This is a genomic window from Kitasatospora sp. NPDC091207 (assembly GCF_044768625.1).
Lineage (GTDB): Bacteria > Actinomycetota > Actinomycetes > Streptomycetales > Streptomycetaceae > Kitasatospora.
In genome coordinates this window covers 237,896-254,442 of record NZ_JBIVVS010000008.1, presented here as the reverse complement: position 1 = coordinate 254,442, position 16,547 = coordinate 237,896, and the positions used below count along the sequence as shown (strand labels likewise).

At 72.5% G+C, this 16,547-nt stretch carries 11 protein-coding genes; 4 read left to right on the top strand and 7 right to left on the bottom strand.

The features are described from left to right. Window positions 1-26: 26 nt before the first annotated feature. The 3 genes from ACIQTO_RS16915 to ACIQTO_RS16905 all read right to left on the bottom strand — a co-directional run bounded on the left by ACIQTO_RS16915 (window position 27) and on the right by ACIQTO_RS16905 (window position 4,047). Complete coding sequence (locus ACIQTO_RS16915) at window positions 27-1,955, bottom strand: anthranilate synthase family protein (RefSeq protein ID WP_402388359.1); 1,929 nt, start codon at window positions 1,953-1,955, stop codon at window positions 27-29. Continuing rightward, the gene (locus ACIQTO_RS16910) at window positions 1,952-2,626 is read right to left on the bottom strand and encodes an isochorismatase family protein (RefSeq protein ID WP_402388358.1); all 675 of its coding nucleotides are present in this window, start codon (window positions 2,624-2,626) and stop codon (window positions 1,952-1,954) included. The genes ACIQTO_RS16915 and ACIQTO_RS16910 overlap by 4 nt, the downstream gene beginning before the upstream one ends. A gap of 206 nt (window positions 2,627-2,832) precedes the next feature. After that, window positions 2,833-4,047, bottom strand: coding sequence for a 3-deoxy-7-phosphoheptulonate synthase (locus tag ACIQTO_RS16905; protein ID WP_402388357.1), 1,215 nt, complete (start codon window positions 4,045-4,047; stop codon window positions 2,833-2,835). Window positions 4,048-4,584: 537 nt separating this feature from the next. On the opposite strand from ACIQTO_RS16905, the gene ACIQTO_RS16900 reads away from it, so the two are divergent. Further along, complete coding sequence (locus tag ACIQTO_RS16900; protein ID WP_402388356.1) at window positions 4,585-5,349, top strand: SDR family NAD(P)-dependent oxidoreductase; 765 nt, start codon at window positions 4,585-4,587, stop codon at window positions 5,347-5,349. A 30-nt stretch (window positions 5,350-5,379) separates the two neighbouring features. Here ACIQTO_RS16900 and ACIQTO_RS16895 read toward each other — a convergent pair whose 3' ends face one another. Continuing rightward, window positions 5,380-6,282: a ScbA/BarX family gamma-butyrolactone biosynthesis protein gene (locus ACIQTO_RS16895; RefSeq protein WP_402388355.1), complete on the bottom strand. Its 903-nt coding sequence runs from the start codon at window positions 6,280-6,282 to the stop codon at window positions 5,380-5,382. A gap of 133 nt (window positions 6,283-6,415) precedes the next feature. On the opposite strand from ACIQTO_RS16895, the gene ACIQTO_RS16890 reads away from it, so the two are divergent. From ACIQTO_RS16890 to ACIQTO_RS16880, 3 genes are all read left to right on the top strand, one after another. Next, window positions 6,416-7,069 (top strand): ScbR family autoregulator-binding transcription factor, encoded by a 654-nt coding sequence (locus ACIQTO_RS16890; protein ID WP_402388354.1) that lies wholly within the window; start codon window positions 6,416-6,418, stop codon window positions 7,067-7,069. A 294-nt stretch (window positions 7,070-7,363) separates the two neighbouring features. After that, window positions 7,364-8,515, top strand: coding sequence for an IS701 family transposase (locus ACIQTO_RS16885; RefSeq protein ID WP_402388353.1), 1,152 nt, complete (start codon window positions 7,364-7,366; stop codon window positions 8,513-8,515). Window positions 8,516-9,094: 579 nt separating this feature from the next. Continuing rightward, window positions 9,095-10,600, top strand: coding sequence for a transposase (locus tag ACIQTO_RS16880; protein WP_402388352.1), 1,506 nt, complete (start codon window positions 9,095-9,097; stop codon window positions 10,598-10,600). Between the two features lie 154 nt (window positions 10,601-10,754). Here the strand turns inward: ACIQTO_RS16880 and ACIQTO_RS16875 are convergent, their stop codons facing one another. The 3 genes from ACIQTO_RS16875 to car all read right to left on the bottom strand — a co-directional run bounded on the left by ACIQTO_RS16875 (window position 10,755) and on the right by car (window position 16,336). Next, window positions 10,755-11,468: a ScbR family autoregulator-binding transcription factor gene (locus ACIQTO_RS16875; protein ID WP_402388351.1), complete on the bottom strand. Its 714-nt coding sequence runs from the start codon at window positions 11,466-11,468 to the stop codon at window positions 10,755-10,757. A gap of 532 nt (window positions 11,469-12,000) precedes the next feature. Further along, window positions 12,001-12,711: a methyltransferase domain-containing protein gene (locus ACIQTO_RS16870; RefSeq protein ID WP_402388350.1), complete on the bottom strand. Its 711-nt coding sequence runs from the start codon at window positions 12,709-12,711 to the stop codon at window positions 12,001-12,003. 136 nt (window positions 12,712-12,847) lie between these two features. Then, the gene (gene car, locus ACIQTO_RS16865) at window positions 12,848-16,336 is read right to left on the bottom strand and encodes a carboxylic acid reductase (protein ID WP_402388349.1); all 3,489 of its coding nucleotides are present in this window, start codon (window positions 16,334-16,336) and stop codon (window positions 12,848-12,850) included. Between the last annotated feature and the right edge of the window lie 211 nt (window positions 16,337-16,547).

The window sequence follows — 16,547 nt, the reverse complement described above, 5'->3', positions numbered from 1 at the left end:
CCGGGCGGGGCGGGCCGCTCCGGTCCTCACCCGGCCAGCACCTCGGTCAGCAGCCCGCCCACCAGCCGGACGCCGTCCTCGGTGAGGATCGACTCGGCGTGGAACTGCAGCGAGGCGAAGTGCGGCCCGCGCAGCGCGTGCACCTCGCCGCTCTCCGCGTCCCGGCTCACCTCCACCAGGCCCACGCCCTCGCACTCGACCTTGGCCTCGACGCTGCGGGCGGCGAAGGTGTTGTAGAAGCCCACCCGCTCCCGGGCCCCGAAGAGGTCGATCTCGCGCTGCACGCCCTGGTTCGGCGCCTCCCGGCGGACCAGGGGGAGGCCGAGCCGCAGGCCGAGCACCTGATGGCTGAGGCAGACCGCGAAGAACGGCCGCCGCTCCTGGAGCAGCCCGTCGATCGTCGACCGCAGCTGAGCGATCTTGGGGTGCTCCGCCTCGCGCGGGTCTCCCGGGCCAGGACCCATCACGACCAGGTCGTACCCGTCCGGCGTGTACGGCTCGTCAAACCGACGTACCGTCACATCGAGCCCCAGAGAGCGGAGTTGGTGGTCGATCATCGCGGTGAAGGTGTCCTCCGCGTCCACCACCAGCACCCGGCGGCCGGCCAGGACGGGCTCCGGCCGGGCCCGCGCCGCGTCCGGCGCCAGCCAGAACCCGGCGACGGTCGCGTTGCGCCGCTCCAGCGCGGCCAGGACGTCGGGGTGCGCACCGAGCCCGCCCGCGGCGTTCGCGGCCGGGGCCGGGGCCGGACCGTCCGCCTGGAGGGCCGCGAGCAGCCCGGCCGCCTTCGCCCTGGTCTCGGCCACCTCCTGGTCGGGGTCGGAGTGGCGCACCAGCGTGGCACCCACCCCGATCCGCACCCGCCCCCGGTCGTCGATGTCGGCGGTCCGGATCAGGATCGACGAGTCGAGGGCCGAGCCGCCGTGCTCGTCGCGCCCGATCAGGGCCACCACCCCGCTGTAGTAGCCGCGCCCCTGCGGCTCGTAGCGGTGGATGACCCGGCAGGCGCTCTCCAGCGGGCTGCCGGTGACGGTCGGGGCGAACAGCGTCTCGCGCAGGATCTCGCGCGGGTCGCGGTCGGTGCGCCCCTCGATGAAGTACTCGGTGTGCGCGAGCCGGGCCATCTCCTTGAGGTACGGGCCGACCACCCGGCCGCCCGTCCCGCAGATCCGGGCCATCATCTTGAGTTCCTCGTCGACGACCATGTACAGCTCGTCGGCCTCCTTGCGGTCGGCGAGGAAGTCCATCACCTGCGGCAGCGTGGGGCCCGAGGGCGGGTAGCGGTAGGTGCCGCTGATCGGGTTCATCACGGCGTCGCCGCCGGAGAGGCTGAGGTGCCGCTCGGGGGTGGCGCCGACGAAGGTACGGGCCCCGGTGTGGACGATGAAGGTCCAGTAGGCGCCCGACTCGCCCCGCACGAGCCGGCGGAAGAACGACAGCGCGCTGTGCGTCGTGTAGCCGGTGATGTCGGCGAGGAACGAGCGCTTGATGACGAAGTTCGCACCCTCGCCGCGGCCGATCTCGTCGGCGACGACCCTGCGCACCGTGTCGGCGTAGGCCTGGTCGTCCACGTCGAAGTGCCCGTCGGCCAGCGTGATCGGCACGTCCGGGAGCCGCCGCAGCACCTCGTCCAACGGCAGGACGCCCTGCCCGGTGACGGTCATCGCGATCAGGGGTTCGCCGTCGTCGGCGCAGGCGAAACCGCGTTCGGCGATCTGCCGGTAGGGGACGATCGCCAGCACCTCGTGGCGCGCGCCGTCGCCGGCCGCGGCCCCGTCGGGCACGGGGAGATCGGCCAGCGTCCCCGGCGTCGACACCGTACCGACCAACACGTCCAGGGCGTCCGGTCCGGTCGACTCCGGGCGGTGGATGAGCGCGAAGGCGGGCGGCCGCGGCGCGAGGACACGGTCCAGCAGATCCACGGCGAGCGGCGCCGACGCCCCGGCCCCGGTCATGCGCCGGCCTCCCGGACACCACCGGCCGCGACGGCGGACGGCCGCAGCCCGGCGAGGACTTCGTCGGTGGTGACCACCACGGCGCAGCGCTGCGCCGCGTAGTCGAGGGCCAGCCGGTGGTACTCCTCGGAGAAGTCCGCCACGGCGTCGGCCACCAGGAACGGCTGGATGTCGTTGGTGAACGCCTCGACCGCGCTCATCAGCACGCCGACATGGGCGTACACACCGCAGACCACGAGCTGGTCGCGGCCACGCTCGCGCATCCGCTCCAGCAGGCCGGAGCGGAAGAAGGCGCTGTAGCGCCACTTGGTGAACACCCAGTCGTCCGGGGCCGGTTCGAGCGGCTCCACGACCTGCCGGTCGACCGGGTCCACCCGCATGCCCGGTCCCCAGAAGTCCTTGAGCAGGCCGCGCTGCTCCTCGGTCATGCCGCCGGGCTGCGCCGTGTAGGCCACCGGAATGCCCAGCGCGGCGCTGCGCTCACGCAACCGGGCGGCGTTGCCGACGAGTTGGTCACGGATTTGCTCGGGGAACGGCCGCAGGAAGTACCGCTGCATGTCGTGCACGAGCAGCACCGCCCGGTCCGGGTCCACGGTCCACCGGGCGGTGTTGCCGGGCAGGTCGGCCGCGGTCGGCATCGGGTACGGCGCGATGGGGGGTATGCCCGCCATGGCCTTCCTCTCCTGGATCTGCTGGGTCGAATCGCCGGCGTGGCCGGCCGCGTCGGTGCGGCCGGCCACGCCGGCGCCGGTGCGTGGTGGCGCCGGTGCGTGGTGGGACGGCCCGGCACCACGGTCGCCGGGGGGCGGTGGTGCCGTGGTGCCGGGCCGGGTCCGGTTCCGCTCCGCGACGGCGGGAGCCGGGCCGGGGCCGGGGGTCAGCCCTGGACCCCGGCCGCGCCCACCGGGGCCGACCGGCCGGTCAGCCACCAGGCCGACACCACGGCGAGGGCCTGGCCCGGGTTGAGCCGGGGGTCGCAGAAGCTCGTGTACGTGGCCCCGACCTCGTCGATCCGGGCCTCGCTGTGGACGCATTCGGTCACGTCGTCCGGGGTGGTCTCCAGGTGGAGTCCGCCCGCCGTGCCGCCCGCGCCGCGGACCGCGTGCTGGAACTCCCTGACCTCGTGGGAGATCGTCTGCACGAAACGGGTCTTGAGTCCGTCCGGGGTACTGACGGTGTTGCCGTGCATCGGGTCGGTGAGCCAGATCACCGGGTGCCCCGCGCCGCGGACGGCGGCGACGAGGGCGGGCAGCCGCTCGGCCACCGCCTCGGCGCCCATCCGGGCGATCAGGGTGAGCCGGCCCGGCTCCCGCCGGGGGTCGAGCCGCTCGCACAGGGCCAGCAGTTCGTCGACCGCCATCGTCGGGCCGACCTTGCAGGCCACCGGGTTGACCACCTCGGCGAGCAGCGTGACGTGCGCCCCGTCGACCTGCCGGGTGCGCTCGCCGATCCAGGGCCAGTGCGTGGAGGCGAGCAGCAGCCGCCCCTCGTCGTCCCGGCGCAGCATGGGGACCTCGTAGTCGAGCAGCAACGCCTCGTGGCTCGTCCAGACGGGCGATCCGACGGCGAGCGGCCCGCCGCGGCTGCGCCAGCCCAGGTGCCCCATGACGTCGTAGGCGGTCTGATAGCCCGTCAGCAGTCGCAACGGGTCGGGGCGCCGCAGCTCGGGGTCGGCCTCCGGACTGTTGACCATGTGCCCCCGGTACACCGGCAGTTCGACATCGCCGACCCGCTCGGTGGGACGGGAACGGGGCTTGGCGAACTGTCCGGCGATCCGGCCGGCGCGGACCACCGGCTTGCAGGTGTCCAGTTGGAGCGCGCCCGCGAGCAGGTCGAGCACGCCGACCTTGCGCGCGACGTAGCCGGGGGTGCACTCGGCCGGGTCCTCCGCGCAGTCGCCCGCCTGCACCACATGGGCCTCGCCCGCGGCGACCCGGGCCAGCAGCGCGCGCAGCGTGCGGACGTCCTCGGCTTCGACGAGTGCGGGGCGGGTCGCCAGTTCCTTCCGGACCTGCCGGACCAGTGCCGCGTCTTCCCAGGGCGGCTGCTGCAACGCGCTTTCCAGTCGGATATCGAGCAGAGTACTTTCCACCGATTTCTCCAAATCGCGAACGGGCGATGGGCGCAGTTCGCCCCACGGCCGAGCAGGCGGGCATTTCGCGCAACTGTCAACAGAGCCGGAAATCGCGTCCACGCGGACCAGGGCCGGCAGTCGCCGCAGTGTCGGCGGAGCCGGGGATCTCCTCGTTCGTCCTGCGTGAACGTCGTTGGAACACGGAAGCGGCGGGCGGAGAAGACGGGCTGAACCGCGGCGCCCCGAACGATCGGCGCCGAACCGTCGGCGACCCCCCGCAACGGCCTAAATCATGTAACAGAAAGGAGATACCGCCAACGTTCGTCACCGCACTTCGTCAGGTGACCGGCAGTTCGTCAGGTGACCCGTAGTTCGTCAGGTGACGAATAGTCCATCAGGTCGTCGCGGGCACGAAGCACCGCCGACCGGCGGCGGCGGGCCCGGACGGCCCGACGACCCCCGTGCCTCCTCACTGACGTGCCGTCATATCACCGTGGCAGTAGGGAGACAGGCGAAGTTCATGCCTCTCGGGCGACGGCCTGCGAGACTGCGGTCATGGATAACGATCTCCTCTCCGGCAAAGTCGTCCTCATCACCGGCGCGAGCAGCGGCATCGGCGCGGCGGCGGCCCGCGTGTTCGCACGGGAGGGCGCCACCGTGGTCCTCACCGCCCGCCGGGAGGAACGACTGGCCGCGCTGACCGCCGAACTGCGGGACAAGGGGGCCCGCGCCGCGTACGTGGTGGGCGACGTCTCCGTCGCGGGGGACGCCGCCAGGGCGGTCGATTTCGCGGTGGCCGAGTACGGGCGGCTCGACTCGGCCTTCAACAACGCGGGGATCGGCGGCGACCGCACCCCGCTGCATCTGATGGCGGACGACGTCTACGACACCGTCATGGACACCAATGTGCGCGGCGTCTTCAACTGCCTGCGGTACGAGATAGCGGCGATGCTGGAGCACGGCCGGGGCAGCATCGTCAACAACAGCAGCGTGGGCGGCCTGGTGGCGATTCCCACCGCCGCCCCCTACATCGCCTCCAAGCACGCGGTCATCGGCTTCACCAGGGCCGCCGCCGACGAGTACGCCAAGCAGGGCATCCGGGTCAACGCGGTCGCCCCCGGAACCACCCGCAGCGAGATCACGGCCGACTGGTTCGGCCGCAATCCGGGCCTCGAAGATCTGGCCAACTCGCTGACGCCGCAGGGGCGCACGGCGGCTCCGGAGGAGATCGCGGAGGCGGCGGCCTGGCTTCTGAGCGACCGCTGCCCCTTCCTGACCGGCACGGTCCTGCCGGTCGACGGCGGCTTCGTCAACCAGTGAACCGCCCGCGACGGGCCGGCGGCGGCCCGGTCACCGCCGCACCCCGTTGAACTCGACCCGGAAGGCCGGCTCCCCGTCCTGGGTGCCCGTGACCCGGACGGCCGACAGCGCGGGGTGGCCGGCCGGCGCCCACTCGGCCTCGATCCAGCACGGCCGGTCGAACTCGACGTAGCGTCGGTAGCTGGTGGCGACACCGGCGGGCAGGAAGGACACCGGTCCCTGCAGGGCCTGGGCGGCCTGGGCCGCCGCCTCCAGCAGCGCCAGGCCCGGGACGTGGTCCACCGGGTGGTCGAAGAGCAGGTGGTTGGCCGGGTCGTTGCGCAGCAGCCAGCGGTGCGGCCGGTCGCCCGGCGCGAGGGCCACCTCGGTGGCCCGGAGCCGGCCCACGTGGTCGGCGGATATCGGCTCCGGTAACGACCAGGCGCCCCAGCCGACCCCGAGACCGTCACCTCGCACCCGCCGGTAGGCCGCGGGCGAGATCCAGCCGAACTCGGAGTCCGCCCGGGCCACCTCGGCGCCGTCGCACCGGACCAGGATGCCCATCCGCAGCGAACTGACCGACCGTCGGCCCCGGCCGGCGGCCGACACCGTGACCCGCACGTCCAGCGTGGCGCTGCGGCCGCGTGGCACCCGGAAGTCCGGGTCGATCGTGAAGTCCAGGGTGCTCAGCACGGTTTGGTGGTCCAGCGGTACGTCGTACTCGGCGTGCGCGACGACCAGGCCGCTCTGCCGGATGGTCTGGGCGAGTATCCGCAGGTCGTACGGCAGGTCCAGCTGGACGGCCGGCCATCTGACGTCCAGCGCGAACTCGTCGGCCCCCAGCCGCTCCCAGCCGGTGACCAGGATGGAGGTTTCGCGCCGAAGGTGTGCGTAGGCGCCGACGAGAGTCGGCGAAGGAGTGGATGAACGTGGTGCGAGAGTGACGTCTTGCAAGGCCCCCCCTTGGTCTGACGGGTCAGCACAGCTCAGCGGACTGTGCTATTCAAGTACCGGTTCTCCGGTCGGTTTCGAACCGCGAGCAAGTCTAGTTCAAGCAATGGTAAAGAGAATGCAGTGGAGGCATAAAGTGTCAAGGCAGGAGCGCGCGATCCACACCCGCCGAGTGATCCTCGAGGCCGCGGCCGAGATGTTCAACGAGCTCGGGTACGACGCCACCACCATCGGCGGCCTCATCGAACGGATCCAACTCACCCGCGGTGGGCTCTATTTCCACTTCACCACCAAGGAGCAGCTGGCCCGCGGCGTGCTGGCCGAGGCGGTGACCATGGAGGGGCTCGCCCCACAGGCCTTCAAGCTGCAGGAGTGGGTGGACCTCGCCCTCCTGCTCGCCCACCGGCTCCCCCGGGAGCCGATGCTGAGCGCCGCGATCCGGCTCTCCGTGGACGTCAAGTCCCGTGGCCTGTTCGGCACTCGGTGGCCCGACTGGATCGAGGTCGGGCAGGAGGTGCTCACCGAGGCGAAGGAGCGTGGTGAGCTGCTCGCCCACGTCGACCCCGCGGAGACCGCGCGGCTGTTCGTCGGGGCGTGGACCGGGGTCCAGCTGATCACCGAGACCCTGCCGGAGCACACGCTCTCCCAGGAGATCTCGAACCTGTTCGCGCTCGTCCTGCCCAATATCGCCAGCCCCGGCGTACTGGCCCGGCTGGACTCCTCGCCCTATCGCGCGAAGCGCCTCCTGGAGGAGGCCGGCCGGCCCGAGGCGCCGTCACCGGTGGGCTGAGTCCCGTGCGCCGAGTCCGGCGGGCCGAACCGGCGGGCCGAACCGGATGGGCGCGGCCGCCTCCGGGCCGCCCCGGCGGCCGGGCACCGTGCCGGCCGGCCGGCCGGCCGGCACGGGATCCGCGCGGAGGACCACGGCGGTTCCGCCGCGCGACAGGGCAGCCACCACCCACACCAGCCTGTATAAAATAGAACAGGACAGCAGTCCTCTTTTGGGAGTTCGAACCGGGCGCCACCGATGCGGGGCGGTGGTCCGTCCGGGCGGCTGGGGTGGCGGACCACAGGGGGATCAACCATGCGACACCTGCACCAATCTGTCGGCACGACCGAGGAATCGGCCCCCGCGACGGCGCTCGACCCCGAGCTCAGCGCCCGGCTGTTCGGCTCGCTGCGGCGCAGCGGGCAGCGGCTCAAGGCGGAGCAGTACGTCCGGGGCCTGCTGGCACTGGAGGGGCGCAAGACCTTACGCGGCATCGCGGCGCAGTTCGACGGCGTCGCGGCGCAGCAGAGTGTCCACCACTTCATCAGCGCCTCCCCCTGGGAGTGGATGCCGGTGCGGCACGCCCTCGCCCACCAGGTGCAGCGGACGCTGGCGCCACAGGCCTGGGTGGTCAGGCCGATCCTGATACCCAAGGCCGGATCCCATTCGGTCGGCATCGACCAGCAGGTCCTGCCCCTGGGGCGGATCGTCAACGGGCAGCACGCGGTGGGGGTCTGGCTGGCCTCCGGGCATTCCGCGGTCCCCGTCGACTGGCAGTTGCGGCTGTCCGCCCGCTGGCTGGCCGACCCCCTGCGGGAGCGGGCGAGCGTTCCCGCCGACGCCGCGGTCGCCACCATCGAGGACTGCGTCCGGACGGCGGTGGCCAACGTCCAGGAGATCGGCGTGCTGCGCGGCCCGGTCGTGGTGGACGTCGCGGAGGTGGACGCCGTCTCGGTCGCGCGCTTCCTCGCGTCGATGGGGGTCGCGTTCGTGGTGCGGGTCGGTCCGCAGGCGCAGCTGTGGCTCGACCGGACCGAACTGCCCAGCTACAGCGGCCGGGAGCGGACGGCGGGCGAACTCGCCGAGTCCCTGCCGCGGTTGCGCCGGCAGGTCAATCCGGGCGACGGACCCACCACGGCGGTGGCGATCCCCGTGGTGACCTCGCTGTCACGCGGTGAGCGGATGCTGCTGCTGGGCGAGTGGCGTCCGGTCGGGCGCCCGCGCCGGCGGCTGTGGCTCACCAACGCCGACGCGCCCTCCGTCCTCACCGCGCTGCGGCTCACCCGGCTTCCGGGCGTCGTGCTGCGGGACTTCACCGCGATCTCCGAGCGCGTGGGGGTGCGGGACTTCGGCGGGCGGTCGTTCCCGGGTTGGCACCGGCACATCACGCTGGCCTCGGTCGCCCATCTGATCGCCACCCTGGAGTCACGGGGGCCGGTGACGCGCGGCGGCCGCACCGGCGGCTGACCCGGCCGCTTTCGACTTCACAGGACTACTGTCCGGTAATGTGACACTCTCGCTCCGCATGCGATGGCATCGGCCCCGTTCGCTCCTTACTGTCATGGAGCAGCGCGCCAGGCCCTGATGGCCGCCACCGATCTCGGAACAGGAGTGCGTACCGTGGAGTTGACCCTCACCCGACCTTCCCGGCACCGCACTGCCGGCAGCCGTCGGCCCGCCTCACCGATACAGGATGGGCGTCCGCTCAGGAGCCCGTTCTCCGCCCGCCCTGATCGACCACCGCTCAACCGCCGGGCCCGTCGACTCCGGCGCTGAGGAGGTCGGCACCCCGCACCCTCCGGCGGCCGACCCGTCGCCCGCGGGACAAGCCCCCCGGCGACGGCCGGTCCGGGCTCCCGTCCCGTTTCCGGCCCGGCCCCACCGCTCCCCCAGCCGGCCCGACCGGTGACCAGGCATGCCCCGCGGGGCCGGACGGAGCCGTTCCGGCCACGCCCCCGCGCACCCCGGCCCGGTCACCTCGCGAGCCCGGACCCCGCCACCGCGGTCCGGCGCGCTCCCCCCGAAGACCACGACAACGGAGACGACTTGAGCACTCAGACGTTGGCACAGCGACGGCACGTCAAGGCTCCGGTCGGCGACAACGACCGGTCGAAGCCCTCCGCCCGTACCGCGAGCCCCGCCGGATTCCCGCCGGCCGCCCCGAGCACCACCGCGCCCGGCTCGGCCGGTCCGTCCACCGGCACCGCGTCGCGTCCGCCCCAGGCGCGTCCGGCACCGGCGGGCACCCTCGCCACCCGCGACGCGTCACCGCCCCGGCCGGGGCCCGAAGAGCCCTCGACCGCCGCCGAAGAACCGGCGGTGGCAGCCGGGTCGTCCGGGACGGGCCCGGTGCCGCACGCCCGCACACCGTTCCCGCCCGGCTCCCACGACGTCCTGCTCACCGACCTCTGCTCGATCCTCTTCACCTCGCTCTCCCGCAGCGACCAGTGCAGAAAGGGCATGCAGTACCTGCGCGGCCTGCTGGAGACGGAGGGGCGCAAGTCGATCCGGAACATCGCGGCACTGCTCGGCAAGCCGGCGTCGGAGCAGAACCTGCATCACTTCATCTGCAGTTCCACCTGGGACTGGGTGCCCATCCGCCGGGCCCTGGCCCACTATCTGGTCGGCGCGGCCGCCCCGCAGGCATGGGTGGTGCAGCCGATGATCATCCCCAAGACCGGCCGGCACTCGGTCGGCGTGGAGCGGCACTTCTTCCCCACCCTGGGGCAGGTGCTGAACGCCCAGCACGCGATCGGCGTCTGGGCGGCCTCGGAGGAGCTGAGCACCCCGGTGAACTGGCGTCTCCACCTGCCCGAGGTCTGGCTCACGGACGATCTGCGGCGCAGTCAGGTGTCGATCCCGGACGGGGTCGGCGTGGAGACCCTGGGCGAGGGCATGATCGAGGCCTGCCTGGAGACCACCACGGGGTGGGGTCTGCCGGTGCGGCCCGTGGTCCTCGACATCGGCGAGTCACAGGCCATGACGATCTTCGGGAAGCTCAACGCGCACGGTGTGCCGCTGCTCGCCCGGGTCGGCGGCGACCTCCGGCTCGCCGTCCTGGACTCGGTCCTGCCCGGCTCCGGGAGCAGGCCGCTGCCGGCCCACCGCATCATGAGCCTGGCCAAGGACATGCGCCGGCCCGTCCCGGGGAAGGAGCACGGGCCGCAGTCCGCGGCACGGGCGGGTCTGGCCGCGACCATCCGCGTCGGTCTGCCGTCGGTCTCCCCGGCCTCTCCGGCCTCTCCGGCCGCGGCGGGCGCCGGGCCGGCCGCGGCGGGCGGGGAGCTCCTGCTGCTGGGCATCGGCGAGGAGGGCGGGCACTGGCCGGCGGAGCTGTGGCTGACCAACCTGACCGCCGTGTCTCCGGCGACCCTGGTCCGGCTCAGCCGGCTCACCGGGAAGGTCGACCGGGACTTCACGGAGATCGCGGACCGGGTGGGCATCCGCGACTTCACCGGGCGCTCGTTCAGCGGCTGGCACCGTCACGTCACGCTGGCCTCGGCCGCCCACGCGGTCGTCGCGCTGGCCAACCGGCGCGAGCGGCCCGCCTGACCGGCCGGCGGGGGCGGCCGGCGGGCGCGGGGGGTGCCGGTGGCGGCCGGAAGGACCGGGACGGACGTCCGGTCTGCCGGTCAGGCCCCGCCCGGGCCGGGCCCGGGTGCGGACCGGCGCCACGGCGCCACCGCCGCCGGGCCCGGCCCGGCCGTCAGCAGCACGACAGCGCGCCGCAGGGCTGCGAGGCCTCCCGGCCGCCACCGTCGGACCAGTCCGCGTCCCGCGGCCGCTCCCCCGCCCCCGGGGGCTCCGGACAGCTGCCCTCCGGGTCGATCCCGGCCCGCACCTCCGGCGTCGCGAGCTGCGGCAGCATCAGCCGCCAGAACGGCGCGACCGCCTGACGCGAGTGCCACTGGGGATCGCGCCGCCCCAGCACCTCCAGGCCGGCGATGACGGCCGTGATGGCGGCCACGGCCTCGTCGAGCACGATGTCGGCGGCCAGACTGCCCTGCGCCCGGGCGACGGTCAGCATCAGCTGGACCCAGTCCTGCCACTGCTGCCACAGGTTCGCGCCGCCCGGCCAGGTCGCGTCGCTGCCGAGACAGAACCCCGCCCGCAACACGGCGTCTTGGGAGAGCCGCTGGGCCAGGGTGTGCGAGGTGTCGACGAGCAGCTGGAGTGGTGCGGGGTGCCGCAGGGGAATGTTGCCGGTGATGTGCAGCAGGGTTTCCGCGGCGGCCGATTCGACCGCCTCCCCGAGCGCCCGCTTGTTCCCGAAGTGGAAGTGCAGCGCACCGTGGCTGAGACCGGCCCGGACGCAGATCTGCGTAATGGAGGATTCCGCGAATCCGGATCGGGCGAAGGTCTCTGCGGCAGAACGGATCAGTTCCTGCCGTGTGCGGACGGCACGATTCTGCTTGGCCATGGGAGCGCTCCGGAAAAGTGGTGAGCGACGGGTGAAACGCACGGAAGTACGCCGCGGGGCGACAATGGAGGCGCTGATTCCGGCAGCCGTCACGCGGCCCGGCCGGATCATGCCCGGCAGAACGTGCGCCGGGGTGGATCGTGCCCGGTCCGGATCGGCCTGGATCGGCACCCGGAGAAAGCTGCTGCCGGGGCCGCCGCCCCCGGCCCGAACGACCTGCGCGCATTCACATGCACGGGGTCGGATTCTATCACGTCTGCAACTCCCCATGTACAGAACGTAATGATCCGGAGCGCGATCGGGATCGAATTGCCCGCCCGTCCGTTCGAGCCCTTCGACGGTCCGCCGGAATGCGCGTGCCGCCGGAATATTCCGGCCCCGGAGCCGGCGGCGGGCGGCGGGCGGCTCCGGGCCGGGCCCCGGGCGGGCCCGGCGCCGCAAGCGACGTCGCCCGGAGGGCCGGCCCGACGATGCGGGCCGGCCCTCCGGGCGACCGGGTGTACAGGGGTTCCGCCGCCTCGAACGCGCGCGGTCAGCGCCCGAGCGGGCGGATCTCGAAGAGCTTGTAGGTGACGTCCACCCCCGCCAGCTGCCGGTCCGCACTGCCCAGCATCGTCAGCGAGGTGCCGGTCTCGGCGGCGAGCTGGGCCTGCCGGCCGGCGTCGCCGAAGCTGTTGAAGGTCACCAGGGCCCGGCCGCCGGGCAGCAGCCGGTCGTGCACCTGGGCGAGGTAGCGGCCGAGGGCGCTGTACCCGCGGTCGAAGATCGCCCACTCGACGTCCTGGGTGAACTCGAAGTCCTTGGGGGCCTCGAAGACGCTGCAGTTCCAGAACACGGTGTCGAAGCGCTCCTCGGGGTCGAGCGCGTCGAACACGTCGCTGCGCAGCACCCGCACCCGGTCGCCGACGCCGTGCCGTTCGGCGTTGCGGGCCGCGCTGTCGACCGCGGTGTCGGTGATGTCGGTGGCGGTCACCCGGGCACAGCCCCGCAGGGCCGCCCAGACCGCGGTGACGCCGGCCCCGCAGCCGATCTCCAGGAAGCTGCCGCCCTCGGGGTAGGGGATGGCGCCGGTGTACCACTCGGTGCCGGTGCCCTGCCGCGGCTCGTAGGTACCCGGGATCAAGTCCCATTCCAGGCCGAGCAGTTCGAACGTGGTGGGCTCGGTCCCGTCGGTGCCCAGCTGCTCGACGAGACGGCGTCCGAGGTCGTAGCGCTCCTCGAACTTCTCGGATGTCTGCTCCATGGTTCTCTTCTCCAGGTGTCGATGTCCGATGAGCATGGTTCGTTGCTGTGCCCGGGCCCGTCCGGCTCCGGACCGCCCCGGGCCGCGGGGGCGGCGCGGCGGCGTCACACGGCCGCCGCCCGCCGCCACCGCGGACTCACCAACCGAGGCGCTCGCCGAGCAGCTTCAGGTCGGCGGCGTACTTGGCGATGAAGGCCGACGACAGCCGCGGGATGTCCCGCGCCGTCCCGATCCCGCCCTCCCGGACGGCGGCCCGGAAGCGGTCGGAGGGGATGACCGAGCCGGGCACCGCGTCCTCCGGCTGCCGGAACGCGTGGACGAGCGGCAGCGCCGAGTGCTGGCGCTGCCCCTCGGGCAGCGCCCGCAGCGCGGCCTCGAACCGGACGAACCAGTCGTCGTAGTCGGCGACCCGCTCGATCCGGTGCCCCGCCTCGGCCAGCCAGTCCACGAAGCTGTCGAGGGAGATGCCGTCGTCGTTCGGGTTGACCAGGCTGAAGGTCCGGTAGCCCTCGGCGCTCCGCCCGCCCAGGGTCACGACGGCGGCGGCGGTGAAGTCCACCGGCAGTCCGTCGTAGTGCGCCCGCCGGCGGTGGCCCCCGTCGTCGGTGCGGTAGAACGAGTGCGGCGCGATGCCGGTGGCGATGACGCTGAGCAGCAGCCGGGTGAACTGGTCCGGGACGTTCAGCTGCCCGACGTAGCGGCTGTGCGCGAGGATCATGTTCGACCGGAACGTGGTGACCGGGAGCCCGCACTGGTCGTGCGCCTCGCGGAGCAGCACCTCGCCGGCCCACTTGCTCGTCGCGTAGCCGCCGGCGTAGCCCTCGTCGGTCTGCTGGACGGGCAGGGCGGTCCGGACGTCGGAGTCCTCGTCCAGGGCCTGCCCGGCCCGGGAGGTGGCGACGGCCACGCTGGAGATGTAGGTGAAGGGCTTGATCCGGCCGGTGAGCCCCAGCCGGATCAGCTCGGCCGTCCCCACCACGTTGGCCTCGAACAAGTGGTTGTACGGGAGGACGTGGTTCACCAGGGCGCCGGCGTGGACGATCACGTCCACCTCGTCGGAGAGCCGCTTCCAGGTCGTGTCGTCCAGGCCCAGCCGCGGCTCCGCGATGTCGCCCGCCAGGACTTCCAGATGCCCGTCGGCGAGCTCCCGGTAGCGGCGCACCAGGTCCTCGTCCCCGCTGACGAAGGACTCGTCGAGGCGCTCGCGGGCCGCGTCGGCGTCCCGTCCGCGCACGACGCAGATCAGCGTCCCGCCGAGCGGGGCCAGCCGCTCCAGCCACTCCAGGCAGAGGAAGTGGCCGAGGTAGCCGCTCGCGCCGGTCAGCAGCACCGTCCGGGGTTCGCCGGCCGGCCGTGCCAGGGTGCGGGCGTCGGCGATCGTCCGGGTGTCGAGGAACTTGTCCAGCGTCAGGTCCTTGGCGTACACCCGGGCGCCGTCCTCGCCGTGCACCGACGCGAAGGTGGTCCCGTGCGGGCCCGTGGCGCGCTTGGTCTCGATGTAGCCGGCCAGCTGTTGGAGGTCGTAGGCCGGGCTGATCACGGTGTCGACGGGGACGCGCACGCCGAAGATGTCGTGGAGCAGGTTGGAGAAGGAGACGGCGGTCAGCGAGTCCCCGCCGACGTCCCGGAAGTGCGCGGCCGGGCCGACCTCGACGGCGGAGCCCGCGAGCAGTGCCCGGGTCGCCCGCTGGACCGTCTCCAGCACCGGCCGGTCGGCGCCCGTGCGGCGCAGCTCCAGCAGTTCCCGGCTCTCCCGGGCGGAGATGTCGGCGTACAGCTCCTCCAGCTGCCTGCCGTACCGCTCCTGGAGCCGGGGGCGCAGCAGCTTGCGGTGGTCCGAGAGCAGGCCGTTCGCCTGGTTGAACGGCTCGGTCTCGATCAGGACGTCGCGCGGTATCTCGTAGGAGTTCAGCCCGGCTTCCCTGGCGATCTGCTGAAACGATTCGCTCAGCAGCTGGCGGAGGCGCTCCTGCTCGTCGCCGAACTGTTCGAGGGCGGCCGGCGTGGGCACCACCACGGCCAGCAGATAGGACCGCTCGCTGTTGCCGTACACGAAGATCTGCCGGACCAGCGGGCTGGCCGCGAACTCGGACTCCAGTCGGGCGGTGGCCACGAACTCGCCCTGGGAGAGCTTCAGCACGCTCTTGCGGCGGTCCAGGATGGTGAAGCGGTCCGGCCCGAGCTCCGCGACGATGTCGCCCGTCCGGTAGAAGCCGTCCTCGTCGATGATCTCCGCCGACAGCTCGGGCTGCTTGTAGTACCCGGGCACGATCGCCTCGGACTTGAGCAGCAACTCCCCCCGCGGGTGCGGCGAGTCGGTCCGGTAGTAGCCGAGTTCGGGCACGTCGGCCAGCTTGTAGTCGATCACCGGCGGGCGGAGCAGCTTGTCGTCGACCGAGACGGCGGCGGCCTCGGTGGAGCCGTAGATGATGGTCAGCTCGAAGCCCAGCAGCGCCTCGACGAAGACCCGCAGTTCGGCGGAGAGCGGGGCGGAGCCGCAACTGGCCCAGGCCAGCCGGCCGCCCAGGAGCTTCTCCCGCATCTCGGCCAGGACGTCCGCCTCGACCGTCCGCCGGTCGGCGCCGGCGAGCACCCGCCGGTCGAGCTCGCTCTGGTACTTCTGGTAGAGCATTTCGCAGACCCGCGGCACCAGCGACAGTTCGGTGGGCCGGACCAGCGCGATGTCCTCGAAGAAGGTCGACATGTCGCTGCTCGCCGTGAAGTAGCTGATCCCGCTGCGGGCGAGGGTGTTCTTCAGCGACGAGTGTCCGGCGACATGGCTCATCGGCATGTAGTTGATATTGATCGCGAGAATGTCGGAGAACAGCTTCGACCAGGCACCGCCCCACATCGCGCTCAGCAGCCGGTCGGTGTACATCGCGCCCTTGGGCGTCCCGGTACTGCCCGAGGTGTAGATGAGCATGGCCAGCGGGTCGTCGTCGTCCTCGGGTACGAACAACGGCGCCTCGGGCAGCGCGGACCCGCGGCCGACGACGTCCGCCAGGGTGTCGACGGCCACCTCGCGGCCGGCCTGCGCGAGGCGCTCCCGGGCGGCGGTGAACTTCTCGAACTGGTCGCTGACCTCGGGGTGGTAGTCGAAGACCACGAGTCGGCGGGCCGAGGAGTTCGCCAGCAGCAGGTCGACGGCGACGTGCAGCCGCTCGATGCTGGCCGCGACGACGAAGGGCTCGGTCTCCTCGACGATCGAGACGAGTTGCGGGAGCGGGGCGCTGGTCTGCAGCGGAACGCTGACCACGCCGAGGTAGTTGCAGGCCAGGTCGACCACCGCGTAGTCGCCGCTGGCGAAGCCGAGGAGGGCGATCCGTTCGCCCGGCGTCACGGGATGGTCCGGGTGGCGGTGCCATTCCGCGGCCACCGCGCGGACCCGCCCCCAGAGTTCGCTGTAGCTGGTCGTTTCGTAGTGCGTCAGGAGACGGAGCGAAACGCGGCCGGTGTCGGCGTCCCGCACGAACTCCTTCGCGCGTTCGCCGATTGCGGGGCGATCCGTGTGGCGCCGCATGACATTTGCTAACGTTTGCGCAAGCCGCATTCTGGGTCTCCGCATCGCATCGCTGGCAGACTGTTGTGGCTGGAATTCGAAGGACCGGTGCTCGTCGGCCTGCACGCCGACGACGGCACACTCTTCTCCCGGACGATCCGTCCGTCGCTCCGAGTTCGTGCCCCGATGCTAACCAGAGCCGAACCGGGTTCCTGAACAAACGAACGACGATCTGTCAGGTCGGCCGTTTGCCGGCCGCCGCACTCCGAGTTCTCCCGGGCGGGCGCAAAGTCCTTCGCCTGCGGTCTTGTTGGCGGCCGGGCAGTGCCGACGGGGC

Bases quoted from the DNA above. Each gene is read 5' to 3' on its own strand.
- ACIQTO_RS16870 (WP_402388350.1), bottom strand. From the start codon at position 12,711: ATGGAGCAGACATCCGAGAAGTTCGAGGAGCGCTACGACCTCGGACGC.
- ACIQTO_RS16915 (WP_402388359.1), bottom strand. From the start codon at position 1,955: ATGACCGGGGCCGGGGCGTCGGCGCCGCTCGCCGTGGATCTGCTGGAC.
- ACIQTO_RS16875 (WP_402388351.1), bottom strand. From the start codon at position 11,468: ATGGCCAAGCAGAATCGTGCCGTCCGCACACGGCAGGAACTGATCCGT.
- ACIQTO_RS16910 (WP_402388358.1), bottom strand. From the start codon at position 2,626: ATGGCGGGCATACCCCCCATCGCGCCGTACCCGATGCCGACCGCGGCC.
- ACIQTO_RS16885 (WP_402388353.1), top strand. From the start codon at position 7,364: ATGCGACACCTGCACCAATCTGTCGGCACGACCGAGGAATCGGCCCCC.
- ACIQTO_RS16900 (WP_402388356.1), top strand. From the start codon at position 4,585: ATGGATAACGATCTCCTCTCCGGCAAAGTCGTCCTCATCACCGGCGCG.